Raw genomic sequence first — 23,238 nt, forward strand, 5'->3', positions numbered from 1 at the left:
GCTCCACAACTCCGCCGGAAACGGCTGACGCCCGCCCGGAATGAAGTTCCGGGCGGGCGTCAGACTCCGTCGTGCGGAGGACGGACGGCGAGGGCGACTACTCGCCGCGCTCGCGCAGCTCCCGGCGCGTCAGCTGATTCGCGTGCGGCAGCGACGAACCCGATTCCGCCGAGCCCGATTCCGACGTGCCCGCGCCGGCCAGCGCCAGATCGCCCGAAGGACGAGGGCCGTCCGAGGGGTCCGAGTCGCCGTTCGGTGCAGAGCCGTCGTCGCCCGACCCCGCCTTGCGGGCGCGTCGACGCTCCTTCGCACCCTCGACCAGGTTGTAGAGCGTGGGCAGAACGATCAGCGTCAGAACGGTCGATGAGATGAGTCCACCGATCACGACGATGGCGAGCGGCTGCGAGATGAACCCGCCGTGCCCGGTGATGCCGAGTGCCATCGGGGTGAGCGCGAAGATCGTCGCCAGCGCCGTCATGAGGATCGGACGCAGACGCTTCTCGCCACCGGCCTTCACCGCATCGATCGTCGACAGCCCCTTCTCGCGATACTGGTTGACGAGGTCGATGAGCACGATCGCGTTCGTCACCACGATGCCGATGAGCATCAGCACACCGATCAGCGAGGCGACGCCGAGCGGCACACCCGTGACGATCTGCAGCAGGATCGCGCCCGTGGCCGCGAACGGCACAGAGACGAGCAGCAGCAGCGGCTGACGCAGCGACTTGAACGTCGCGACCATCACGACGTAGACGATCAGGATCGCGGCGAGCATGGCGAGCCCGAGCTGCGAGAACGAGTCGGCCTGCTGCGAGGCGACACCGCCCACCTCGGCCGACGCGCCGTCAGGCAGCTCGACCGCGGCCAGCGCCTCGGTGACCGACTGGGTCGCCACGGCGAGGTTGTCGGATGCCGGGGGCACCGTGATCGTGGCGGTGCGGCGTCCCTGCTCGGTGGTGATGGAGGTCGGGCCGTTGCGCTCCTCGACGGTCGCGATGTCCTGCAGCTGCACCACACCGGTGGCACTCGGGATGGTGAGCTCACGAAGCGCCTGCGCGGTGGCGGGCGGCTCGGATGCGGCGAGGTAGATCGTCAGCGCGGTGTCGTCGATCTCGACCGTGCCCACCTGCTGGGGGCGCATCGTGTTCGAGACGATGGATCCGACGGCGACCTCCGACAGTCCACGCTGCGCGGCGGCGTCGCGGTCGACGACCACGGCCAGGTACGGCAGAGCCGCGGCGAGGTTGTCGGTGACCTGTCCGATGCCGTCCCGACCGTCGAGCTCGTCCACCACGGCGGTGGTGGCGGTCTGCAGGTCTTCGGAGTCGGATGCCGAGACGGTGATCTCGATGTCGCTCGAGCCGAGTCCGGCGGAGGCGGCGACCGACACCTCGCCGACGTCGGTCAGCCCCTCGATCGCGTCCTGGACGTCGGCTCGGAGCTTCTCCTGGTCGGCATCCGCGTCGGTGAGCACCGAGTAGGTCACGCCCGCTCCGCCCGAGAACGCGTCACGCAGGGCGGATCCGCTCGAGCCGATCGAGGCCTGCACGTGGGTGATGCCGTCGATGTCGAGCAGTGCGTCCTCGACGGCGATCGCTGCCTCCGACTTGGTCTCCAGGCTCGCGGTCGGGCCGAGGTCCTGCGTCACCGTCATGGTGTTCTGACCGGAGTCGCTGAGGAAGTTGATCTTCATGAGCGGTGCGGCGGCGAGCGTCGCACCGAGCACCACGACGGCGAGCACGACGGTCAGGCCGGAGTGCTTCAGCGTCCAGCCGAGGATCGGACGGTAGCCCTTCTGCAATCGCGTCGGCGGAGCGTCCGGGTCCTCCGGGTCGATCTGCACGCCGTTCTCATCGAGCAGCGGCTTGCCCGGGCGGAGGAACCAGTACGCGAGCACCGGCACGATGGTCAGCGAGACCAGCAGCGACGCGACCATCGCGATCGACACGGTCATGGCGAACGGCCGGAACAGCTCGCCGACCATGTCGCCGACGAACACGATGGGCAGGAAGACGGCGACCGTCGTGATGGTCGAGGATGTGACTGCCATCGCCACCTCGCGCACCGCCAGACGGATGGCGTCTCCCTTGTCGGCATCCCCCACGTAATGGCGTTTGATGTTCTCGATCACGACGATCGAGTCGTCGACCACACGGCCGATCGCGATCGTGAGCGCGCCGAGGGTGAGGATGTTCAGCGAGTATCCGAACGCCTGCAGCCCGATGAAGGTGATGAGCACGCTGGTGGGGATCGAGATCGCCGTGACGAGCGTCGAGCGGATCGACAGCAGGAACACGAGGATGACGATCACGGCGAAGACGAGTCCGAGCAGGCCTTCGGTGGCGAGCGTCTCGATGGACTGCTGGATGAACGGAGCCTGGTCGAAGATGATCGTGAACTCGGCGTCGGGGAAGGCCTCGCCGATCGTGTCGAGCGCGGCGATGACACCCTGCGACACCTCGACGGTGTTCGCGGCCGGCAGCTTGGTGATCGAGATCGAGAGGGCGTCCTTGCCGTCGACGCGCGAGATCGACGAGATGGGGTCGCTCTCCTGCACCACCGTGGCGACGTCGCCGATGCTCTCGGTGGTGCCGACGAGCGGCAGCGCCGCGAGTTCATCGACCGAGGTGATCTTCGCGCCGGTCTGGACGGTGAGCGTCTGGCCGTTCTCGGTGATGTCTCCGCCGGGGAACAGCGTGCCGTTCTGCTGCAGTGCCGTGGTGATGGCCTGCGTGCTCTGACCGATCGCCGCCAGCTTCGCGACGTCGGGTGTGATCGTGATGCGCTGGCCGACGCCGCCGATGATCTCCGCGGCGTTGACCCCGTCGACGTCTTCGAGTTCGGGGATCGCGACGCTCTGCAGTTCGGCCTGCGCGTTCTCGGCGTCCTCGAAGCCGGTCACGGCGACCTGGATCACCGGGAAGTCATCGATCGACACCGTCAGCACCTGCGGACTCACGTCTTCCGGCAGCTGCCCCGAGATGCGGTTGATCGCCTGCTGGATCTTCTGCTCGGCGGTCGCGAGGTTGGTGCCGTAGGCGAAGGTGGCCTGCACGATCGAGGCGTTCGTCGTGCTCGTGGCGGTCGTGCCCTCGAGGCCGGGGACACCCTGGATCGCCGACTCGATGGGGGTCGAGACGTCGTTCTCGACGACCTCGGGCGAGGCGCCGGGGTAGGTCGTCATGACCATCAGGTTGGGCAGCTCGAGCGACGGGATGAGCTCCTGCTTGAGGTTCGTCAGCGCGAGCCCGCCGAACACGGCGGCGACGATCGTGATCAACGCGATCAGTGCGCGGTTCTTCAGACTCAGGACGGCGAGGTTCGACAAGGCGGATTCTCTCTCTGCGGGTCAGGCGGATGCTGCGGCGGTGGGTGCGGAGGCGGACGCCTGAGGAGTGAGGATCCCGGCGAGGGCGTCGCGGATGAGCTCTTCGTCGAGCGGCTCGTCGTGGATCTGAGAGTGCCAGAGTACGCCGTCGATGAAGACGGCTGCGGCCCTGGCTCTGTCGACTCCGTGAACGGGCGCGATGAAGCCGACGATCTCGTCGGACCACAGTCGCGCGAACTGCCGGACGCGCGGGTCATGCACCGCGGCGGTCACGACGGCGCGGTCGGCCTGGACGGCGCGCGCGTCCTCGAGCCCGCGGCGCACGAGGCGCGCGAGCCCCTCTGGCGTCACTCCCTCGATCACGACGGCCCGTCGTGTCGCGTCGATGCGCGCCTCGATCTCGGCGGCCAGCGCTCCGATCGCCGCTTCACGCAGATCGTCGAGCGTGGCGAAGTACTGCGTCGTCGATCCCAGCGGCACTCCGGCCCGGGCTGCGACCTTGCGGTGGGTGAGTGCGTCGACGCCGATCTCGACGATCAGCTCGGCTGCCGCGGTGATGATCTCGCGACGGCGCGCTTCAGGATCGCGGCGGCGGCGCGTGCCATCGCTCATCCTGACCCCCAGCGCGATCACCCCTGTACGGGCGTACATGTACGTTTGTACATTCTGCATCGCGAAGCTGTGGGTTCGCCCGGGTCCCGGCGTCGACGGTCAGAGCGTCGACCCGAGCGCCAGCCCGAGACCAGCGGCGATCAGCCCGAGCAGCAGCATCCCGATGGCGTTGACAGCGGATGCTCTGCGCTGACCGTCTCGCCACAGCACGACGGTGTCGAGCATGGCGGTGCTGAACGTCGTGTATCCGCCGAGAAGACCGGCCCCGACCACGAACGACTCGGACGGCAGTGCCGTGGTCAGCAGGCCCAACGCGAACGATCCGGTGAGATTGACGACGAGGATGCCCCAAGGGAGGCGGCGTCCGAGGGCCTTCGAGACACCGAGGTCGATGACGTACCGGAGGAGGGCTCCGACCCCTCCGGCGAGCGCGGCCGCGACGAACAGCAGCGGAGTCATGCCCTCCCTCCCGCAGGGAGCGTCGGTCGACGCGGCCGTCCGAGTCGCAGGCCCGCCGCGGCGGCGGCGAGTCCCAGGACCAGACTGGCGGCCGCATACGCGAATGCGAGCACCGGGGCGTCGCCCCAGAGCGCGACCGTTCCGGTCATGAACGCGCTGTAGGTCGTGAAGCCGCCGAGCACGCCCGTGCCGAGCAGCAGTCTGAGCTCCGTGGCGCCGGGCAGGCGCGCGGCGAGAACGCCGATCAGGAGCGATCCGAGCACGTTCACGACGATGGTCGCGAGAGGCACGCCCCCGACATCCGGCATCAGCAGACCGATCGCGAGCCGAGCGGCGGTGCCGATGCTCCCGCCGACGAAGACGAGGAGCAGGCGGCGAAAGGTCACGCGGCAACTCTATCCGCGCCGTTGCAACGCATCCCTCGAATGTCAACCCGTTGGGCGAAGGTGGTCGGCAGGCGAAGACTGAGGCCATGAAGCCACTGTGGAAGCTCGACCGGACCCCGCCCATCGGCACACCGTTCGACCCCGGCGCACGACACGACGTGATCATCGTGGGTGCAGGCCTCACCGGCCTCAGCACGGCGGTCATGCTCACGCGCGCCGGTCTCGACGTCGCCGTGATCGAGGCGGGATCCGTCGCCGAGCTCGCGACCGGCGGCAACACCGGCAAGCTCACCCTGCTGCAGGGGAAGCGTCTCGCCGAGATCCGCAAGCACCACTCCGCGGCGCTCGTGCAGGCCTACGTCGAGGGAAATCGCGAGGGCATGGACTGGCTGGTCGGCTTCGCCGATCATGCGGGAGTCAGCTACGAGCGACGGATCGACCACTCGTACGCGCAGGACGCCGGCGGCATCGACTCGGTGCGCGAAGTGCACGAGGCGGCGCGGGAGGCGGGCCTCGAGACCAGGATGCTCACGCGAGGAGAGCTGGCCGGTGCGGCCTTCCCCGCAGCGGGAGCCGTGGCGCTCGACGACCAGGTGACCATCGATCCGGCACTCGTCACCCACGCGCTCGCGGACGAGCTTCTCTCCGCCGGAGGAACCCTGCACACCGGCGTCCGGGTCACGGCGACGCATGCGCTGCCCGACCCTCGAGTCGAGACGCCGCTCGGCCCGATGTTCGCCGATCACATCGTGATCGCGACCGGGTACCCGATCCTCGACCGGGGACTCTACTTCGCGAAGATGCGCGCCTTCCGCTCGTACTGCGTCTCGTTCCGCCTCCCCGGCGGCGTGCCGGACAGCACGTTCATCTCGGTCGACAGCCCCACGCGCTCGATCCGCCCGGTGTCGGATGCGGACGGCCCCGGCGGTCCTGCGCGACTGGTGGTCGGCGGAAACGGCCATTCCGTCGGACGCTCGGACGGCGAGACCGCCGCGATCGACGACCTGGTCGAGTGGACGAGGCGGTACTTCCCGGATGCCGAGGAGACCCACCGCTGGTCTGCCCAGGACTATCAGTCGAACAACCAGATTCCCTTCGTCGGCGCCATGCCCCGGGGTCTCGGCCGCATCCGCTTCGCGACAGGGTACGCCAAGTGGGGCCTGTCGAACGCCCCCGCCGCCGCTCTGCGTCTCACCGCGGAGATCCTCGGTGCGAACTGGCACGACCGACCGTCGTGGATGGTCAAGATCGGCACGAGGCTCACCGTGCCGGCCGATCTTGCCCGCGGGGCCATCGAGGGCGCCAAGGTCGCCGCCGCAGCGACGACCGGGTGGGTCGACGCCGAGCGTCGGCCCGTGCCGGTCCCGAAGCCGGCAGAGGGCGAGGGCGTGGTCGCGAACCGCAGCGGTCGACCCGTGGGCATCTCGACGGTCGACGGCGTCACTCGGGCCGTCTCGGCCGTGTGCCCGCACCTCGGAGGCGTGCTCGACTGGAACGACGCCGAGTGCACGTGGGACTGCCCGCTGCACGCCTCGCGCTTCACGGCGGACGGCACGCGCATCGAGGGGCCGGCGCTGCAGGACCTCAAGCCCCTGCCCCGCAAGGTCGGCGGCTGAGGCTCAGCCCGCCGTCGGCGCTCCGGCGCCCGGCGGCGGCGCGTCCCATCCCTGCTGCGGCTGGTCGCAGTTCTCGCGGAACACGTACTGCGAGGCGAGCTTGCGCTGATGGCTCGACCAGTCGATGGCCGGGCGGCGCTGCTCGGGCGGCAGATAGCCGAGGCGGTACACCGCCATGAGCTCGAGGTCGTCCGGCACGCGCAGCAGCTTCACGATCTCGTCCCACTGCCCAGGGACCTCCATCGGGAACGAGATGAACTGGATGCCCATGCCGAGCTCGACCGTGGTGAGCCAGACGTTCTCCATCGCCGCGCCCATGCTGAACACCGAGTAGAACGACGACAGCTGGCCCGGTCGGTACTCGCTGCGATCGAGCATCACGCCGAGCAGCAGTGGCGATCCCGCGACGAGCTTGTGATTCTCCTCCCCGAGGGTCTTCGGCACCCCGAACGTGTTCATCAGCTTCTGGCCGCGCTTGGTGAACACCTGACTCGTGAACGGGCGGAGGGCCGCGGGGAGCTTGTCGAACAGCATCCCGCTGCGCTTCTCCTCCATCTCGGCCTGGCTGAAGCGGAAGTACGGCTTGTAGCGTTCGAAGAACGTGCCGTTCGACATCGCCTCGGTCATGCTGTCGCCCGAGATGCGGGCGATCTTGTCGATCGTGTCGCGGTTCTCGACGACCACGAACCGCCACGGCTGGCTGTTCAGCTGCGACGGCGCCCGACCTGCCGCCTCCAGCAGGATGCGCTGATGCTCCTCCGATACCGGGTCGGGCAGGAAGGGCCCGTTCGTGGTCTTGCGGCGGCGGATGGCGTCGAGCAGTTCCATGCGTTCACTTCCGGTCGGTGGCGAGGCGCGAGCAGACGAGGCCCGCGACGATGAAGGGGGCTGCGGCGAGCGCGACGAGCGGATGCCGTCGGCTGTGCGTGCCGAGATACGGGATGGCGGCGAGCGGTGCGGCGGCGGGCGCGAGCGCCAGGGCCGCGCGACGGCTCGCGCGCTTCGGCCGGCCCCAGAGGATCGCCGAGAACGCGGCGGCCGAAGTGGCGCACGTCGCGATGTAGATCGCATGGTGCAGCCAGCGGAAGCTGCTCGTGTCGATGAGTCTCGCGGCGACGGCCGAACCGAGGGCGACGTTCGCGGTGTAGGCGACGGCCGCCGCCGCGAACAGCGGCGCGGCATCCGTGCGTCTGCGTCGGTGACCCATGCCTTGACCCTACGCCCACCTCCGGCATCCGCTCCCGGCCTTGATCCGGTGTCCGCACCTGTGCAATGCCGTGACTCCCGTGCGGGGACCGGCGAAGGCGGTGCAGCGGGTCACAGGTTGCCGTCCGCGTAGATGCGGAGCGCGTCGCGGACGAACTCGGCGCCCTGCGTTCCGCCGGCGGACGTGGCGTAGTTCGCGCCGAAGCGCGGGTCCGCGACGTACATCTCGCCGAGGCCGATGACGTACGCCTTGACGTCGCCGCCGGGCACGGCCGCGGGAGTGCCCGGGATGCCGGTCAGCCACTCGACGTGACGGCGGGCGATGTCCTGAGCCTCGGCGGATGCCGGATCGATGCCGCTCTCGGCGGCAGCTGTCCAGTCCCGGCCGAGGTCGGAGACGCGCTGCTGCCAGTCGGCGCGCTCGGCGTCGGTCATCCCGCGCCACCAGCGGTCGCTGTCGGCGTAGGCCTTCCGACCCCAGCGCTGCTCGACCTCCTCCTTGTAACGGGTGTGGTCGAAACCGTCGAACATGTTCTCTGCCATGAGTTCTTCACCTCCTCTCAATGCGTTGATGGTGTCCTCGACCGACGCGATCTGCCGCGCCAGTCGGTTCTGTTCCTCGCGCAGCAGCTCGAGGTGCGTCTCCAGCGCGGATTCCTCGCTCTGCCGTGCGTTCACCGGGTCGAGCACCTCGGCGATCTGCGGCAGACCGAGTCCGAGCTCGCGCAGCAGCAGAATGCGCTGCAGGCGCACGAGGGCCGCCTCGTCGTAGTGCCGGTAGCCGTTGTGCGCGATGCGCGAGGGCGGCAGTAGGCCCACGTCGCCGTAGTGACGCAGCGTTCTGCTCGTGGTGCCCGCGAGACGGGCGATGTCCTGGATCGACCATTCGCGACCGGCCATCTCGTCCTCCTTCCCTGGAAGTGGTGATGACTCCACGGTAGAAGTTGACGCTGCGTCAATGTCAAGTGAATCCACGCATGTCAGCATTCTGCACTCGAATGACTAGCTTTCGTGGCGCAGCGATGACAGCCTCCGTGTGTAACGACAAAACGGAGGTGGACAGATGTCCCTAATGGCGGCAATGGAGCCGACGCTGATGAAGCGCCGCGCACAGGACGCACTGGATGAGGCGATCATGCGTCTCGATGCCTGGTGGCTGGTGGTGATCGCGGCGATTCTCGTGTTCGGCGTCGCGTTCCTGGCAGCGCTGGCGCTGTGGTGCTTCTTCAAGGCGGGTGGCAGGCGCTTCACCGGCAACTGGCAGTGGGGCAAGAGCGGCGTCTCAGTGTGGATCGAATGCGTCTAACCCCTCGTCGCTTCCGGACATCGACCCCGATGTCCGGAAGCGGCGGCTTCGCACCGGACCCGCACGTCCTCCTCGACGTCTCATCGGTCTCGTTCGCCTACTCGAAGCGCGCTCCGGCGCTCCGTGATGTGTCGTTCGCGATCGAGCGCGGCGAGAAAGTGGGTCTCGTCGGACCCAACGGATCAGGCAAGTCGACGCTCATCCGCCTCACCGCCGATCTGCTGCAGCTCGGCCAGGGGAGCATCCGCATCACCGGGCGCCCTCATCAGGACCGCGCATCGCGCGAGCAGCTGGCTTTCATCGCGAGCAACGACTACCTGCCGCAGTTCCTGACCGGGCGCGAGTACCTCGATCTGATGCTCCGCCTCTATCGCCACCGTGCCGACCCGACCAGGGCCGACGAACTCCTCAGCCGCTATCAGATGGAGGCGCGTCAGTTCGACCTCATCGAGGACTACTCGCACGGCATGCGCAAGAAGATCCAGCTCATCTCGACGCTTCTGCTCGAGCGCCCGCTCACGATCATCGACGAGACGCTCAACGGCGTCGACGTCGATGCGCTCTTCGAATTCGAGACGGATGCATCCCGGATCGGAGGGGCGAAGGGGCTGCTGCTGTGCAGCCATGACTTCCGTCTTCTCGAGGCCGTGTGCGACCGCATCATCGTGCTGCGTCGCGGAGAGATCGCCTTCGACCTCCCACTCCCCCGCATCCTGCGCGAATTCGGCTCGGTCGACTCCCTCGTCAAGACCGCGATCGCGCAGCCGTCGAGGGCGGTGGAATGACTCCCGCCCTGCAGCTCGCCGGCTTCCTCTCGGTGTTCCTCGTGAGGCGCATCGCTCGTCGGGGCGTGCTGCGCCTGCCGTCCGTGCGCTGGACGATCGCTCTCGCCGGTCTCGCCGCTTTCGTCGGCTTCTGCGCGTTCGGGGTGGTGATCCTCCGCCAGCTGATCAGCGAGCCCGAGCAGCTCTCCCCGCTTCTGCGCGTCGTCGGCGTGTCCACCCCGCTGTGGATCCTGACGGTCTTCACGGTCGTGCGCGTGCTCTTCATGAAGGCGAGCGATCTGGTCGAGCTCACGTTCTCGTTCCCCCTGACCAATCGGGCGCGAACGCTGGGATTCATGCTCTTCGAGTCGCTGGTCGTGGGCCTCGGCGTGGTGCTCATGCTCGGCGCATTGGTCACCGGCACGATCTCGATCGGCGGATTCGGGATCCTCGATCAGGTCATCACCTGCCTGGTCATGCCCTCGACCGTCGCCTATCTCGTCGCGAGCGTCTACTACCTGGGCCTCGAGCGACTGCTGCTGCGTCTGCGGCTGGCGAGGCTCCGGGCGTTCCTCGTGCCGGTGGCGCTGGCGGCCACGCTTGTCGCCCTCTACCTCGGCGTGTCGACGCAGTCGGATTCCGTGCTCTTCGCGGCGGTCGGCCAGGGCGACGACTACTTCGCGGTGCAGCTGCTCTTCGCCGACATCGCCGCGAGTCACGGGATCATGGCGGCCACGGGCATCTGGCTGGCCATGCTGGCGCTGCTGGTCTGCGCCGTCTTCGCGATCGCGCCGCGACAGTTCGATCCGACCCGTCGCTTCGCGATCGTGCCCCGCCTGTTCGGCCCCACGGAGTTCGGCGCGTACTTCGCCGCCCACATCAGGGGAATCGAGACGGTGACGGTCTGCGGCATCTCCCTCGCAGGCTCCTACGCGCTCTTCCTCGCCGACATCCGACTCCCGCCGATCCTGCTGCTGGCCGTCACCGTGCAGTCCGTGTACGCCTACGTCTCGACGGAGCCCCTGCGGGCGTGCGGTCCGCGCCGCCACGGTCCAGGCATGCGGTACGTGCTCGTGATCGGACCCCAGCTGGCGACCCTCGCGATCATCGCACCTCCGATCAGCATCCTGTCCGCTCTCACCGGGGCGAGGCTCGACGAGATCCTCTCCGTCGTCGGCTTCGCGGTGTCGAACGTCATCGTGCTCACCCTCGCCGGCATCGCCTTCCCGCCCGAGAAGGGCAACCCCTTCTCGGTCATCGCGGGAGCCGCCGTCGCCGGCCTCGTGACGGGCACGATCATGCTCGGCACCAACCTCCTGGGTCTTCCCCCACAGTTCACGGTCGGAGTGATGCTCGCGCTCACCCTGATCGCCGCCGCACTCTCCATCGCAGGGATGGACAGGATAGAAAGGACCTCTCGTCATGAAGTGGTTGTTTAGGGCCGCCATCAGCGTCGTCGGAGCGCTCGTCGTCATCGCAGGATCCGCCGTCACCGCCGCGATCTGGCTGATGTTCACCGGAGGATCCGCCGAGGGTCGACGCCTGGGGTTCTTCGACTCGGTCTTCGTCGACGTCCGGCAGAGCGCAGAGGGCGCGGTCCAGCTCGGCACCGGCATCAACGATCCCCTTCCGCTGATCCTCGGCGTGATCGTGGTCGCCGTGTTCATCCTCGCCGTGTTCGTCGTGCATGACGGCCTTCTCGAACGGAAGAGGCAGCTCCTCGCCGAGGCCGACTGACATGTGGTCGGTCAGTGCGTCGCGCATCGATGGGGTTCTGGTCTGCCGATGGCTGCTGCTCGCCGCCTGGCCGATGAACACCGTGTTCGCGGTTCTGCTCACCGCGACCGTCGCTCTGGGCGCGATCACCGGGCAGTCCGCGATCGTCGGGGCTGCACTGATGATCGCGGTCCACTACGCCGCCGGCCTCGGCGGGGCGTTCGCGCTGCATGAACTCGGGCACCTCGCCGTGCTGTCCCGGGCGACCGGCGTCACGGCGATCACGCTCGAGCGCTCGCTGTGGAGGACGTCGATCAGTCCGCACGGCCGGGTCGGCGACCGGGACGCCGTGCTCGCCGCCCTCGCGGGTCCTGGCGCGTGCGTCGTCGTCGGAGCCGCCCTGTGGCTGCTCGCGCCGGGACTCCAGCTGCACGGGTGGTACCTGGCGCATGCCGTGTTCCTCATTCCGGTCTTCAACGACGGCCGGATCCTGTGGTCCGTCAGTCGGGCTCGCCGCACCGCCGCTTCGCGGGCGATCGAGTGATGCCAACCGATATTCTTCATCCGCTCGTCACACGTTGTGGCCCCACCATCGCTACGGTCGACACGTGCCCGAATCACACTCCGCCATGCATCCGCTCGCCCTCGCTCCGGTGATCGCTCCCCGAGCACCGTCGACGAGTTCGTGAAGCGATTTCTGCACAACCTCAATCTCGAGCGCGGTGTCGCGCTGTCGGCATCGAGCGCGAACGACCGCTATCTCGCGCTCGCGCACACGGTGCGCGACTACCTGATGGCTCGCTGGCTCGAGGATCTGCGTCACCAGAAGGAGACGCAGGCGAAGGGCGTCTGCTATCTCTCGGCGGAGTACCTGCTCGGTCGCCAGCTCGACAACAATCTGCTCGCGGCCGGCCTCACCGACATCACCGACGAGGCCCTCGCCGCGTGCGGCGTCTCGCTCGACGACCTGCGCGCGCACGAGGTCGAGCCCGGTCTCGGCAACGGCGGGCTCGGGCGCCTCGCGGCCTGCTTCGTCGACTCGCTCGCCACGATGGGCGTGCCCAGCATCGGATACGGCATCCGCTACGAGTACGGGATCTTCCGACAGACGTTCGTCGACGGCCAGCAGGTCGAACAGCCCGACTCCTGGCTCACGCTCGGTTCGCCGTGGGAGTTCGCCCGTCCCGAAGACGCACAGACCATCGCGTTCGGCGGCCACACCGAGAAGTACGACGACGACGGCATCACGCGCAGCCGCTGGGTGCCGGCGTGGAACGTGCAGGCGGTGCCGTACAACTACATGGTCCCTGGGTTCCGCAACGGGCGGGTCAACACCCTGCGCCTGTGGAGCGCCGTCGCCACCAGCGCGTTCGACCTGCGCATCTTCAACTCCGGCGACTACGAAGAGGCGGTGCGCGCGCAGACCTACGCCGAGACCATCTCGAAGGTGCTCTACCCCGAGGACTCCACGCCGCAGGGCAAGGAACTGCGTCTGCAGCAGCAGTACTTCTTCGTCGCCGCGTCGATCCACGACTTCCTCGACAACATGCTCGCCGACGGCTTCGAGCTCGCGAACCTCCCCGACCGCGTGATCTTCCAGCTCAACGACACGCACCCGGTGATCGCTGTGCCCGAGTTCATGCGGGTGCTCGTCGACGAGAGGCATCTCGAGTGGGATGCCGCGTGGGCCATCACGCAGCAGTGCTTCGCCTACACGTGCCACACACTGCTTCCGGAGGCGCTCGAGGTGTGGCCGGTCGAGCTGCTCGGACGCCTGCTGCCCCGCCACCTCGAGATCATCTATCGCATCAACGACGAGTTCCTCGTCGCGGTGCGCGAGCGGTTCGGCGATGACGAGATGCTCGTGCGCAACATGTCGATCATCGCGGAGCACCCGGTCCGCTCGGTGCGCATGGCATACCTGGCGACCGTCGCGGGCGCCAAGGTCAACGGCGTCGCCGAACTGCACTCGCAGCTGCTGCGCGACAAGGTGCTCAGCGACTTCGATGCGTTCTTCCCCGACAAGTTCACGAACGTGACCAACGGCGTGACGCCGCGGCGCTTCCTCCGCCTCGCCAATCCCGAGCTCTCGTCGCTCATCACCGCGGCGATCGGCGAGGGCTGGACCACCGATCTGGAACGCCTGCGCGAACTCGAGCCCTTCGCCGATGATGCCGAGTTCCGCGCCGCGTTCGCCTCGGTGAAGGCCGCCAACAAGCGCCGCCTGAGCGACGTGCTGCGCGAACGCGACGGTGTCGAGATCAGCGACGGCCACATGCTGGATGTGATGGTCAAGCGCCTGCACGAGTACAAGCGTCAGCTGCTCAAGGTGCTGCACATCGTCACCACCTACGAGGGGGTGATCTCCGGACGCCTCGCAGTGTCGGATGTCGTGCCGCGCACCGCGATCTTCGGGGCGAAGGCGGCTCCCGGCTACGCGATGGCGAAGCGCATCATCCACCTCATCAACGCGGTCGGCGAGGTCGTGAACACCGACCCTCGGCTGGAAGGCCGCCTCACGGTCGTCTTCCCTCCGAACTACAACGTGACGCTGGCCGAGCGGGTCATCCCCGCCGCCGACCTGTCGGAGCAGATCTCGCTCGCAGGCAAGGAGGCGTCGGGCACCGGCAACATGAAGTTCGCGCTGAACGGCGCGCTCACGATCGGGACGGACGACGGGGCGAACGTCGAGATCCGCGAGCTCGTCGGAGACGACCATTTCTATCTGTTCGGCATGAGCGAGCCCGAGGTCGAGGCGCTCAGCATCCGCGGTTACCGGCCGCAGGAGTTCTACCAGCACGACGAGGGACTCCGCCGGGCGATCGACCTGATCGCATCCGGGGCCTTCTCCCGCGGCGACCGCTCGGTGTTCGAGCCGGTCGTCTCGAATCTCCTCTACGAAGACCGCTTCATGGTGCTCGCCGACTATGCGTCGTACATCGAGGCACAGAGCAGAGTGGATGCCGCGTACGCCGACCAGGACGCGTGGAACCGCTCAGCGATCCTCAACGTCGCCCGCACCGGCTTCTTCTCGTCCGACCGTTCGATCCGCGATTACATCGACCGGATCTGGCACACCCCGCCTCTCGTCTGAGGCGTCCTCCCGGGCTGTCTCCTGTGTTTCAGGCCCGGTCGTCCAGACCGTGTGCAGGCCGGATCGTCCAGACCGTCTGCAGGCCCGGTCATCCAGACCGTGTGCAGGCCCGATCGTCCAGACCGTGTGCAGGACCGAAGCACGTCTGCAGGAACATCCCACGCGGATTCTCCTGCAGACGTGCCACGATCCTGCAGAAGGGATGCTCCGGCCACACCCCCCTTGACAGAGTCGAGATATATCGTGTTACTCTGTGCGGACACGATATATCGTGATCCCTCGAACCAGGAGAAGCAGACATGACCGAGAAGTGGCTCATCGCCCCCGGCGAAGAACGCGTCATCGACATCGAGAACGTCACCCGACTGAAGATCGGCCTGGTCGGCGGTCAGGTCGATGTCATCGCACACGACGAACCCGGCATCCGCATCGAGGTGCACGGCGTCACGACCAAGGACCTCCGCATCGAGGCGAACAACGGCGAGGTCGAGATCGACCACCCGCAGCTCGGCTGGGACAACTTCCTCGAGGTGTTCCGCAACTTCGGATCGGGCGGCCCCAAGGCCGAGGTGAGCGTCGCCGTCCCCCGCTCGATCGCCCTCAACCTCGGCGTCGTGAGCGCCGGAGCGCTTGTCTCGGGGATCCGCAACGACGCCCGCCTCAACACCGTCTCGGGCGACCTCATCGTCGACACCCTCATCGGCGACCTGACCGTCAACTCGGTCTCCGGCGACGTGCAGGTGCGCGGACTCACGGGATCGATCAGCGCGAACAGCGTCTCGGGCGATGTCGCAGTCACGGGCACCATCCGTCGCGCGACCGTCGACATCGTCTCGGGCTCGACACTGGTCGACGCCGCAGGCGACGTGAACACGATCAACGTCAACTCGGTCTCGGGCGGCACCACGGTGCGCCTCGACGAGTCGCTCGCTGCGAACTACGTCATCCGCTCGCTGAGCGGGCGACTGCTGATCGACGGCGTCGAACGCGGCTCCTCCGGCATCAACAACTACACCGGCTCGACGGGCGAGCTCGCAGGACGCTTCGTCGATCTGCGCGCCAACTCGGTCTCCGGCGGCGTGACCGTGCTGCGGCGCACGCCCGAGTCGATCACCGACGATGCGGAGTGGGAAGCATGAGCCCCGCAGTCTTCTCGCACGGCGACCTCAGGCTCTACCTGCTCTCGCTGCTCGCCGAGGCACCGCAGCACGGCTACGGGATCATCCAGGCACTGACCGATCGCACGGGCGGCACCTACACGCCGAGCGCCGGCACCATCTACCCTCGGCTCGCGAAGCTCGAGGAAGAGGGGCTGGTCACCAAGACGGTCGACGGTCGCACCACGATCTACGCGATCACGGATGCGGGACGCGCCGAGCTGGCATCTCGCGAGGGCGACCTCGCCGGAATCGAGGCCGGCCTGACCGACTCGGTGCGACTGATCGCCAACGAGGTGCGGCAGAGCGTCAAGGAGGCCATGAAGAGCCTCCGGGCTGACCTCGCCACGGCGGAGAAGGACGACCGCGCCGCATCCAAGTCCCGTCCGCGGACGGCAGGCGACGACGAGCGCATCGTCACCCGTGAGGAGCTGCACCGAGCGGATGCCGTCATCAACGCCTTCCGCGCACGCGTGCGCACCGACCTCCGCACGCATGTGGCGAAGGGCGGCACGCTGCCGGCATCCGTCGTCTCGCAGCTGGAGGACGGCCTGGACGCCGCGGCGCGAGGCATCACCACCGCGCTGGCGTCACTCGGCCGCTGAGCTCAGCGGCCGACGCCTGCCGAGACGCTCGAAGCCCCTCCCGTCACACGACGAGAGGGGCTTCGGCCGTTCGCATCCCCAGGAACTCAGCGAGGGATGCCGAGACCTACTCGGTCCAGATCTCGGGCTGCTCGTCGGGCACGGGCTCCTGCAGCGGCACGACGAGCACCGACCGGTGCTGGCGGTGCGCGAGGCGGGCAGCGACGGACCCCGTGAAGAACTCGCGGATCGACTCTCCGATGCCGCGCTTGCGTGTGCCGACCACGATCAGCTGGGCGTCGAGCTTGTTCGCCAGCTGTTTGATGGCGAGCGCCGGATCGCCCACGAGCTGCCGGGCCGTCCATGTCAGGCCCGTTCCGTCGAGGGCCGCAGCCGCCTCCGCCTGCACGGCCTCGAACTCGGCCGTACCGGCATCGAAGTTGATGTCGATGGGCGCCGAGTGCACGTAGCCGTCGGGGTCCTCATAAGTGACGAAGCGCGTGACGTCGACGTGTGCGACCACCAGCGGCACGCGGAGGAGCCGTGCGAATCGCGCCGCCTCTTCGATCACCCGTTTCGGCTGACCCGGCTGCATCCCGACGATCACGGCCTTCTGCAGTGTCGCGTTCTGCGCGGCCTCGTCGGAGGGCGTCGAGGTGTTGTCGGTCATGAGGATCGCTCCCTTCACCAGCTGCCAACGGGCCAGTGCGGTCTGGCCGCGTGCTATTCTGAATGCTACTCTTACCGGCCCTCAGCCGGTGTCGTGAATGACTCGGGCCAGTCGTTGCCCGCAGCTTAACTCGTGAGGGGGTCTCAGGCATGGGCCGTGGCCGTCAAAAGGCGAAACACACCAAGATCGCCCGCGAACTGAAGTCGTTCAGTCCGTCGGTGAACTACTCGGCGCTCGAGCGCGAACTCGCGCACCCGAGCGACGCTGAAGACGCATACGTCGACAAGTGGGCCGACGAGTATGCAGACGAAGACGAGGACGAACTCGAAAAGGCCTGACCGCCTCTTCGCTCGTCATCGATTCCCCCGTGCACCGCACGGGGGTTTCGTCGTGTCCGAAATCCCGGAACTCTCGGCATCCACGCCCGGCTCGTGACGGACGGACACCGCGTGCCCTGAGAGGATCGACCCATGGCCCGCGTCGTCTCCCTCTTCCGTCATCCGATCAAGGGCTTCACGCCCGAGTCGGTCGAGTCCCTCACCGTGCAGCCTGATGGGCGCGTCGCCGGCGATCGGGTGCTGGCGTTCCGCTTCGCCGACGCGATCGCGCCGGAGTCTCGGGACGGACTCGACCACTGGCCGAAGGCGAAGGGACTCTCCCTGCAGGACTTCCCGGGCCTCGCGGCATTGCGCACCGACTACGACGACGATCGGCAGCGCGTGCGGATCGAGCACGAGGGTTCCGTGCTCGTCGAGGCGGGACTCGATGACTCCGGTCGTGGCGAGCTCGCGGACGCGGTGACCGAGTTCGTGCTCGCGAGCCCGGAGGGCCGGCGGATCCGGCGCCCCGGACGACTGCCGCTCGTACTCGTCGGCGACGGTGTGACGTCGAGGTTCCAGGATCGTGAGCGCGGCTACGTGTCCGTGCACAGTCGTGGCAGTGTCGACGCACTGAGCGACTCTCTCGGCTTCGGCATCGATGACCGCCGCTTCCGCTCCAACGTCGTCATCGACGACGTCGCCCCCTGGTCGGAGCTCGACTGGGCCGGCGAGCTGAGCATCGGCGAGGTGACGTTCCGCACCGCGGGGCCGATCGTGCGCTGCCTCGCGACACACGCCAACCCCGACACGGGCGTTCGCGACGCGAAGGTGCTGACGACCCTCACGAGCGCCCACGGTCAGGACGAGCCGACTCTCGGCCGACTCCTTCTGCCGCCGCAGGACCCGGCCGATGCGTCAGCGCCGTGGGCCGGCGGCACGATCAGCGTCGGCGACGAGGTGCGAGCGCACTGACGGGCCTCGGGCCCACGCCGATCCACCGGCGCCCCTTCACCGCCGCGAGTCACCAGCGACCGTGGCGACGCTCCCAGTCCTCTTCGATGGTGCGACGTCGACCGGCGATCCATCCGGCGGGGATCACCGCGATCAGAACCCCCACGAGCACCCACAGGGGAATCTCCCAGCTGTCGGTCATGTCGTGCAGCAGGCCGATCAGCAGCGGGAACACCGCGGCGACCGCGTAGCCGATGCTCTGCACGAAACCGCTGAGGGCCACCGCGCTCTCGGGCGTGCGGGCCCGGATGCTGAGCAGCACGAGGGCGAGCGGGAAGAGCCCGGGTGCGAGGCCGAAGAAGACCACCCACAGCGGCAGCGCCACCGTGGGCAGGAACAGGAATCCGAACAGCCCGATGAGCCCGCACGCGATCGAGATGAAGAACACAGGACGGGTCGCCTGGAACCGGACGATGAGAATGGGCACGAGCAGAGAGCACGGCAGGCCCATCAGACCGAACAGCGAGAGCAGCAGCCCCGCATTCGCCGGCGAGACCCCGCCCACGTCGATCATGATCGACGGCAGCCATGCGAAGGAGACGTAGGCCAGCGTCGACGACGACGCGAACACCAGCGCGATCGACCAGGCCATGGGCAGCCGCCACAGCCGACCGAAGACCTGCGGATTGGCTGGCGTCGTCGCGATCGGTCCGGTCGCCACGGATGCTGCGTCGTAGCCGTCGCGCTCGATCTCGGTCGCGGCGGACTCCGTACGCGCGGGAGCCGAGGCGACGGCATCCGCCCGGCTCGTGACGAGCATCGCCACCCAGGGCACGAGCGCGATCGCGGCGAACACGCCCCACAGCCCCAGCGACACCCGCCACCCGGCCGAGTCGGCGAGCGGCACTGCGACCAGCGGCGGCACGAACGTCGACACCGCCATGGTGGTCGAGTAGACCGTCATCATCAGGCCGAGGCGATCGGGGAAGTACTTCTTCACCAGCGGCGGCAGCAGCACATTGCCCGAACCGACGCCCGCGAACACCACTGCCGTCGCGGCGAGCAGCGATGTCGAGTCGACGGCGAGGCTGCGCAGCAGCAGTCCGGCGGCGATCAGGGCGATCGCCACGACAGCCACGCGCTCGAGTCCGAATCTCCGCTCGAACAGCGGCGTCAACAGCCCGAACACCGCGAAGCACACCGGCGGCGCGGCTCCGATCAGGCCGACGACGACCGACGAGACCGGGAAGTCGTCGGCGACGTGGTCGAGCACGGGCGACAGCGACGCCACGGCCGAGCGCAACGAGAACGCGACCAGCACGATGCCGACCAGCGCGAGCGCACGGCCACGCCAGAGCGGCTGCGCACCCGAGGTCACGAGGTCTGCGACCCCTCCACCCAGGCCAGGTACTCGTCGGAGACCGTGCCGGTGACGTACCGGCCGTCGAAGCAGCTCATGTCGAGGTCGCTCAGCACGGATCCCTCGGTGATCGCAGCCTTGAGGTCCTCGACCTCCTGATAGACCAGGTGGTCGCAGCCCAGCTCGGCGGCGATCTCGGGGATCGTCCGGCCGTGGGCGATGAGCTCGTGACGCGACGGCATGTTGATGCCGTAGACATGCGGGTGACGCACCGGCGGAGCCGCGGAGGCGAACGTCACAGAGGTGGCACCGGCATCCCGGGCCATCTGGATGATCTCCTTCGACGTGGTCCCGCGCACGATCGAGTCGTCGATCAGCAGCACGTTCTTGCCCTGGAACTCGGTCGACATCGCGTTCAGCTTCTGACGCACGCTCTTCTTGCGCACGGCCTGCCCGGGCATGATGAAGGTGCGGCCGACGTAGCGGTTCTTGTAGAAGCCCTCGCGGTACTCGATGCCGAGCTTGCGGGCGACCTCCATGGCGGCGGGCCGAGAGGAGTCGGGGATCGGCATGACGACGTCGATCTTGTCCATCGGCACGTGCTTCGCGATCGTGTCGGCGAGACGGTCGCCCATGCGCAGGCGCGACTCGTAGACCGAGACGCCGTTCATGACCGAGTCGGGTCGGGCGAGGTAGACGTACTCGAACGCGCAGGGCGCGAGAGTGGTCTCCTTCGCACACTGCCGGCTGTGCAGCTCTCCCTCGTTGGTGATGAAGATCGCCTCACCGGGCTCGACCTCGCGCACGACCTCGTAGTCGGCGTTCTCGAGCACCAGCGACTCGCTCGCCACCACCCATTCGTCGCGGCCCTCTGCGCCGGGGACGGTCGAAGGACGACGACCGAGGATCAGGGGACGGATGCCGAACGGGTCGCGGAACGCGAGCAGACCGTAGCCCGCGATCACCGCGATCACGGCGTACGCGCCCTCGATGCGCTCGTGCGTGCGCTCGACGGCCTCGAAGACGCGCTCGGCGTCGAGGTCGACCGTCGACGTCGTGTTCTGCAGCTCGCCGGCGAGGACGTTGAGCAGCAGCTCGGTGTCGCTCGACGAGTTGAGGTGACGGCGGTCGCGCTTGGCCATGTCGGCCGTGAGCTCGCGCGTGTTCGTCAGGTTGCCGTTGTGGATGAGGATGATGCCGTAGGGCGCGTTCACGTAGAACGGCTGCATCTCCTCTTCGTTCGACGCGGTGCCCTTGGTCGCGTAGCGCACATGACCGAGGCCGACGTTGCCGAGGAGTCCGCGCATGTCACGAGTGCGGAACGCCTCGCGGACCATGCCCTGCGCCTTGGCGTTATGCATCACGCCGTTCGCCTCGGCGGTCGCGATTCCCGTTGCATCCTGACCGCGGTGCTGCAACAGCAGGAGTGCGTCGTAGATGTCCTGATTGACCGGGGCAGAGCCCACCATTCCGACGATGCCGCACATGGACTCTTACTTCGCTCCGTCCGCGTAGGCGCCGATCAGGCGCACCGCTCCACCGTCGACGCCCTTGGCGCCCTGTTCGAACTCTCCTGCCGGCCGCGCGCCGAAGCCCACGGTTCCGACCTGCCACGCGGGCATGCCGTCGGCCGCGAGCGCTGCGATCGCGGCATCCTTCTTGTCGGCTGCGACGATCGCGAGGAACCCGATTCCGAGGTTCCAGGTGCCCTCGGCGGACTCCAGCGTGGACCCGGCGATGTCGCTGAGCACGCGGAAGACCGGGCTCGGCGACCAGGTGCTGCGGTCGACCTCGGCCCAGCTGCCCTGCGGGAGCACGCGCGCGAGGTTCGCCGCGATGCCGCCGCCGGTGACGTGGCTGAGCGAGTGGACCCCGCCCGAGCCTGTGCCGCCGCCGAGCTGCTCGATGAGGCGCAGCAGCGGGAGCGTGTAGAGACGAGTCGGCTCGAGCAGCGCCTCGCCCCACGTCTTGCCGAAGTCGGCGGCGTTGTCGCCGTAGCCGATGCCCGCGTTCGTGACGATGTGGCGCACGAGCGAATAGCCGTTGGAGTGCAGTCCGCTGGACTCGACGGCGATGACGACGTCGCCGTCCTGCACGCGGTCGGCCCCGAGGATGCCGTCGGCCTCGACGACTCCGGTCGCGGCTCCTGCGACGTCGTAGTCGCGCGGGCCGAGAAGACCGGGGTGCTCGGCGGTCTCGCCGCCGATGAGCGCGGTGCCCGTCGCGGTGCACGCCTCGGCGATGCCGCGCACGATGTCGGCGATCCGCTGCGGGAAGACCTTGCCGCACGCGATGTAGTCGGTCATGAAGAGCGGCTTGGCGCCCACCACGACGATGTCGTCGACGACCATGCCGACCAGGTCCTGGCCGATCGTGTCGTGCTTGTCGATGGCCTGCGCGATGGCGACCTTCGTGCCGACGCCGTCTGTGCTCGTGGCGAGCAGCGGACGACGGAAGTCGCGCAGCGCACTCGCGTCGAACAGTCCGGCGAATCCGCCGACACCGCCGAGCACTTCAGGGCCGTGCGTCGCGCGCACGGAGGACTTCATCAGCTCGACGGCGAGATCGCCTGCAGCGGTATCGACGCCGGCTTCGGAATAGGGATTGGTGGGGGAGGCAGCCACACCTCCAGCCTACCGCCCGCGGAGACCTCCTCTCCCCTCCCTCCATCTCCTACGATGGGGCCATGGCCGACAAGCCGCAGTGGTTGATCCGCGAGGACGCGAGCGTTCCGGTGCTCGTCGCGCTCGCGCTACGGCAATCGCTCGGCATCCGCGCACCGGAAGATCTTCCGAGCCTGCGCGATCTGCCCGTCCGGGCACCGGATGCCGCCGAGGTGACGCCCGAGCTCGAGAAGCAGTGGCGCGACTACTGGGACATGACCGTCGAGCCCCGAGCGCATCCGTCCGGCGTGCCGCTCGAGCTCGTCGACGGGTTCGACACGCTGGTGGCGCTGCCGGCGACCGGTGCCGAACAGCTCGCCGAGGCGATCGCGCCGCATGCCGCATCGGCGATGCACTACGCCCGCGTCGCACACGATCGCTACGTGTCGTCGATCCACAGCTCGATCGCCAACCGGTCGGGTGGCGGGACGATCGGGGGCGAGTCGTATCGCGCCTATGCCAGCGCGATCGCCGAGTTCGAGCGCGAGATCGGTCGCCGTGCGCACTCGTTCGAGCTCAACGTGCAGGTGCTGCCGTTCTCGCAGCGGGGGATCTGGTGGATCGGCGCGCTCACTGTCGCGGTGACCGACGGCCTGCGCCGCGACGTGGTCTCGTTCGACGCGGCGATCCGGCCCATCATCGCCGAACTGGCGTGACGCCCCGGGGCGTGATCAGTCGTTCGCGATGATCGTCTCGTGCTCGACCCTGACGACGTGGTCGTGGCGACGCGCGACGCGTTCGAGGATCAGCGCGACGACGCTCGCGAGGGCGAAGCCGATCGGCACCGTCCACAGCAGCAGGAATCCGAACACCTGCCCTGGCGGGTAGACGACGTTGACCGCTTCGGACGGCTCGTAGCTGCCCATCATCGTCAGGATGCCGGCGGCGATGATGCCGAGCACGACGCCGATGCCCATGAACACGCCGAAGCGCGGCACGCGGCGGACGGTCGCCTCGACCGTCTGGGAGGAATCGTGGGAGGACATGCATCCATTGTCCCACCGTTGGCTGTGGGTCGCTCCCCACGTGCGCAGAGAGCATCGCCC

General features: G+C 68.2%; 23 protein-coding genes and 1 pseudogene. 12 read left to right on the top strand and 12 right to left on the bottom strand.

Features of this window, described 5'->3' with window-relative positions:
- Positions 1-97: 97 nt before the first annotated feature.
- The 4 genes from ACZZ93_RS08755 to ACZZ93_RS08770 form a co-directional block, all read right to left on the bottom strand.
- Positions 98-3,328 (bottom strand): efflux RND transporter permease subunit, encoded by a 3,231-nt coding sequence (locus ACZZ93_RS08755; protein ID WP_463510890.1) that lies wholly within the window; start codon positions 3,326-3,328, stop codon positions 98-100.
- A gap of 21 nt (positions 3,329-3,349) precedes the next feature.
- Entirely contained in the window at positions 3,350-3,940 is a 591-nt protein-coding gene (locus ACZZ93_RS08760) for a TetR/AcrR family transcriptional regulator (protein WP_463510891.1), read from the bottom strand.
- A gap of 99 nt (positions 3,941-4,039) precedes the next feature.
- Positions 4,040-4,399, bottom strand: coding sequence for a fluoride efflux transporter FluC (locus ACZZ93_RS08765; protein WP_400340090.1), 360 nt, complete (start codon positions 4,397-4,399; stop codon positions 4,040-4,042).
- Positions 4,396-4,785, bottom strand: a complete 390-nt coding sequence (locus tag ACZZ93_RS08770; protein ID WP_072590646.1) for a fluoride efflux transporter FluC — start codon at positions 4,783-4,785, stop codon at positions 4,396-4,398. The genes ACZZ93_RS08765 and ACZZ93_RS08770 overlap by 4 nt, the downstream gene beginning before the upstream one ends.
- 86 nt (positions 4,786-4,871) lie before the next feature.
- Here ACZZ93_RS08770 and ACZZ93_RS08775 point away from each other — a divergent pair, with 86 nt between their 5' ends.
- Positions 4,872-6,401 (top strand): FAD-dependent oxidoreductase, encoded by a 1,530-nt coding sequence (locus ACZZ93_RS08775; RefSeq protein ID WP_463510892.1) that lies wholly within the window; start codon positions 4,872-4,874, stop codon positions 6,399-6,401.
- A 3-nt stretch (positions 6,402-6,404) separates the two neighbouring features.
- Here ACZZ93_RS08775 and ACZZ93_RS08780 read toward each other — a convergent pair whose 3' ends face one another.
- From ACZZ93_RS08780 to ACZZ93_RS08790, 3 genes are all read right to left on the bottom strand, one after another.
- Positions 6,405-7,229: a nitroreductase family protein gene (locus ACZZ93_RS08780; protein ID WP_053098629.1), complete on the bottom strand. Its 825-nt coding sequence runs from the start codon at positions 7,227-7,229 to the stop codon at positions 6,405-6,407.
- Between the two features lie 4 nt (positions 7,230-7,233).
- Positions 7,234-7,608, bottom strand: coding sequence for a hypothetical protein (locus ACZZ93_RS08785; protein ID WP_053098628.1), 375 nt, complete (start codon positions 7,606-7,608; stop codon positions 7,234-7,236).
- Positions 7,609-7,718: 110 nt separating this feature from the next.
- Entirely contained in the window at positions 7,719-8,507 is a 789-nt protein-coding gene (locus ACZZ93_RS08790) for a MerR family transcriptional regulator (RefSeq protein WP_463510893.1), read from the bottom strand.
- Positions 8,508-8,703: 196 nt separating this feature from the next.
- On the opposite strand from ACZZ93_RS08790, the gene ACZZ93_RS08795 reads away from it, so the two are divergent.
- From ACZZ93_RS08795 to ACZZ93_RS08830, 8 genes and pseudogenes are all read left to right on the top strand, one after another.
- Positions 8,704-8,913 (top strand): hypothetical protein, encoded by a 210-nt coding sequence (locus tag ACZZ93_RS08795; RefSeq protein WP_201778466.1) that lies wholly within the window; start codon positions 8,704-8,706, stop codon positions 8,911-8,913.
- Positions 8,914-8,942: 29 nt separating this feature from the next.
- Positions 8,943-9,698 (top strand): ATP-binding cassette domain-containing protein, encoded by a 756-nt coding sequence (locus ACZZ93_RS08800; protein WP_053098625.1) that lies wholly within the window; start codon positions 8,943-8,945, stop codon positions 9,696-9,698.
- Positions 9,695-11,116, top strand: coding sequence for a hypothetical protein (locus ACZZ93_RS08805; protein WP_463510894.1), 1,422 nt, complete (start codon positions 9,695-9,697; stop codon positions 11,114-11,116). The genes ACZZ93_RS08800 and ACZZ93_RS08805 overlap by 4 nt, the downstream gene beginning before the upstream one ends.
- A complete protein-coding gene (locus ACZZ93_RS08810; RefSeq protein ID WP_053098623.1) occupies positions 11,100-11,414 on the top strand; it encodes a hypothetical protein in 315 nt (104 codons plus the stop codon). Before ACZZ93_RS08805 ends, ACZZ93_RS08810 begins: the two co-directional genes overlap by 17 nt.
- A 1-nt stretch (position 11,415) precedes the next feature.
- Positions 11,416-11,937 (top strand): hypothetical protein, encoded by a 522-nt coding sequence (locus tag ACZZ93_RS08815; protein ID WP_463510895.1) that lies wholly within the window; start codon positions 11,416-11,418, stop codon positions 11,935-11,937.
- 85 nt (positions 11,938-12,022) lie between these two features.
- Positions 12,023-14,487 (top strand): annotated as a pseudogene (locus tag ACZZ93_RS08820) (glycogen/starch/alpha-glucan phosphorylase).
- Positions 14,488-14,786: 299 nt separating this feature from the next.
- Positions 14,787-15,626: a DUF4097 family beta strand repeat-containing protein gene (locus ACZZ93_RS08825; RefSeq protein ID WP_053098620.1), complete on the top strand. Its 840-nt coding sequence runs from the start codon at positions 14,787-14,789 to the stop codon at positions 15,624-15,626.
- On the top strand, positions 15,623-16,249 hold the full coding sequence (locus ACZZ93_RS08830; RefSeq protein WP_053098619.1) for a PadR family transcriptional regulator: 627 nt from the start codon (positions 15,623-15,625) through the stop codon (positions 16,247-16,249). The genes ACZZ93_RS08825 and ACZZ93_RS08830 overlap by 4 nt, the downstream gene beginning before the upstream one ends.
- A 106-nt stretch (positions 16,250-16,355) precedes the next feature.
- Here the strand turns inward: ACZZ93_RS08830 and ACZZ93_RS08835 are convergent, their stop codons facing one another.
- Positions 16,356-16,898, bottom strand: a complete 543-nt coding sequence (locus ACZZ93_RS08835; protein WP_053098618.1) for a universal stress protein — start codon at positions 16,896-16,898, stop codon at positions 16,356-16,358.
- Between the two features lie 149 nt (positions 16,899-17,047).
- On the opposite strand from ACZZ93_RS08835, the gene ACZZ93_RS08840 reads away from it, so the two are divergent.
- On the top strand, positions 17,048-17,236 hold the full coding sequence (locus tag ACZZ93_RS08840) for a DUF3073 domain-containing protein (protein WP_042537993.1): 189 nt from the start codon (positions 17,048-17,050) through the stop codon (positions 17,234-17,236).
- A 132-nt stretch (positions 17,237-17,368) separates the two neighbouring features.
- A complete protein-coding gene (locus tag ACZZ93_RS08845) occupies positions 17,369-18,190 on the top strand; it encodes an MOSC domain-containing protein (protein ID WP_463510896.1) in 822 nt (273 codons plus the stop codon).
- 49 nt (positions 18,191-18,239) lie between these two features.
- Here ACZZ93_RS08845 and ACZZ93_RS08850 read toward each other — a convergent pair whose 3' ends face one another.
- The 3 genes from ACZZ93_RS08850 to purM are packed head-to-tail and all read right to left on the bottom strand — an operon-like array spanning position 18,240 to position 22,153.
- Complete coding sequence (locus tag ACZZ93_RS08850) at positions 18,240-19,547, bottom strand: MFS transporter (RefSeq protein ID WP_463510897.1); 1,308 nt, start codon at positions 19,545-19,547, stop codon at positions 18,240-18,242.
- Positions 19,544-21,016 carry an amidophosphoribosyltransferase gene (gene purF, locus ACZZ93_RS08855; RefSeq protein ID WP_053098615.1) on the bottom strand — a complete coding sequence of 491 codons (1,473 nt, stop codon included), beginning with the start codon at positions 21,014-21,016 and terminating at the stop codon, positions 19,544-19,546. Before purF ends, ACZZ93_RS08850 begins: the two co-directional genes overlap by 4 nt.
- Before the next feature lie 6 nt (positions 21,017-21,022).
- Entirely contained in the window at positions 21,023-22,153 is a 1,131-nt protein-coding gene (gene purM, locus ACZZ93_RS08860) for a phosphoribosylformylglycinamidine cyclo-ligase (RefSeq protein ID WP_053098614.1), read from the bottom strand.
- 62 nt (positions 22,154-22,215) lie between these two features.
- On the opposite strand from purM, the gene ACZZ93_RS08865 reads away from it, so the two are divergent.
- On the top strand, positions 22,216-22,848 hold the full coding sequence (locus ACZZ93_RS08865) for a hypothetical protein (RefSeq protein WP_053098613.1): 633 nt from the start codon (positions 22,216-22,218) through the stop codon (positions 22,846-22,848).
- Between the two features lie 15 nt (positions 22,849-22,863).
- On the opposite strand, the gene ACZZ93_RS08870 is transcribed toward ACZZ93_RS08865, so the two are convergent.
- Positions 22,864-23,178: a hypothetical protein gene (locus ACZZ93_RS08870; protein ID WP_053098612.1), complete on the bottom strand. Its 315-nt coding sequence runs from the start codon at positions 23,176-23,178 to the stop codon at positions 22,864-22,866.
- Between the last annotated feature and the right edge of the window lie 60 nt (positions 23,179-23,238).

The sequence above is a fragment of the Microbacterium sp. AC026 genome (genome assembly GCF_979258475.1).

Coding starts and splice junctions, on each gene's coding strand:
- ACZZ93_RS08805 (WP_463510894.1), top strand. CDS start 9,695: ATGACTCCCGCCCTGCAGCTCGCCGGCTTCCTCTCGGTGTTCCTCGTG.
- ACZZ93_RS08870 (WP_053098612.1), bottom strand. CDS start 23,178: ATGTCCTCCCACGATTCCTCCCAGACGGTCGAGGCGACCGTCCGCCGC.
- ACZZ93_RS08845 (WP_463510896.1), top strand. CDS start 17,369: ATGGCCCGCGTCGTCTCCCTCTTCCGTCATCCGATCAAGGGCTTCACG.
- ACZZ93_RS08865 (WP_053098613.1), top strand. CDS start 22,216: ATGGCCGACAAGCCGCAGTGGTTGATCCGCGAGGACGCGAGCGTTCCG.
- ACZZ93_RS08760 (WP_463510891.1), bottom strand. CDS start 3,940: ATGAGCGATGGCACGCGCCGCCGCCGCGATCCTGAAGCGCGCCGTCGC.
- ACZZ93_RS08790 (WP_463510893.1), bottom strand. CDS start 8,507: ATGGCCGGTCGCGAATGGTCGATCCAGGACATCGCCCGTCTCGCGGGC.
- ACZZ93_RS08815 (WP_463510895.1), top strand. CDS start 11,416: ATGTGGTCGGTCAGTGCGTCGCGCATCGATGGGGTTCTGGTCTGCCGA.
- ACZZ93_RS08800 (WP_053098625.1), top strand. CDS start 8,943: ATGTCCGGAAGCGGCGGCTTCGCACCGGACCCGCACGTCCTCCTCGAC.
- ACZZ93_RS08785 (WP_053098628.1), bottom strand. CDS start 7,608: ATGGGTCACCGACGCAGACGCACGGATGCCGCGCCGCTGTTCGCGGCG.
- ACZZ93_RS08765 (WP_400340090.1), bottom strand. CDS start 4,399: ATGACTCCGCTGCTGTTCGTCGCGGCCGCGCTCGCCGGAGGGGTCGGA.
- ACZZ93_RS08795 (WP_201778466.1), top strand. CDS start 8,704: ATGAAGCGCCGCGCACAGGACGCACTGGATGAGGCGATCATGCGTCTC.
- ACZZ93_RS08810 (WP_053098623.1), top strand. CDS start 11,100: ATGAAGTGGTTGTTTAGGGCCGCCATCAGCGTCGTCGGAGCGCTCGTC.
- ACZZ93_RS08840 (WP_042537993.1), top strand. CDS start 17,048: ATGGGCCGTGGCCGTCAAAAGGCGAAACACACCAAGATCGCCCGCGAA.
- ACZZ93_RS08780 (WP_053098629.1), bottom strand. CDS start 7,229: ATGGAACTGCTCGACGCCATCCGCCGCCGCAAGACCACGAACGGGCCC.
- ACZZ93_RS08835 (WP_053098618.1), bottom strand. CDS start 16,898: ATGACCGACAACACCTCGACGCCCTCCGACGAGGCCGCGCAGAACGCG.
- ACZZ93_RS08775 (WP_463510892.1), top strand. CDS start 4,872: ATGAAGCCACTGTGGAAGCTCGACCGGACCCCGCCCATCGGCACACCG.
- purF (WP_053098615.1), bottom strand. CDS start 21,016: ATGTGCGGCATCGTCGGAATGGTGGGCTCTGCCCCGGTCAATCAGGAC.
- ACZZ93_RS08830 (WP_053098619.1), top strand. CDS start 15,623: ATGAGCCCCGCAGTCTTCTCGCACGGCGACCTCAGGCTCTACCTGCTC.
- ACZZ93_RS08825 (WP_053098620.1), top strand. CDS start 14,787: ATGACCGAGAAGTGGCTCATCGCCCCCGGCGAAGAACGCGTCATCGAC.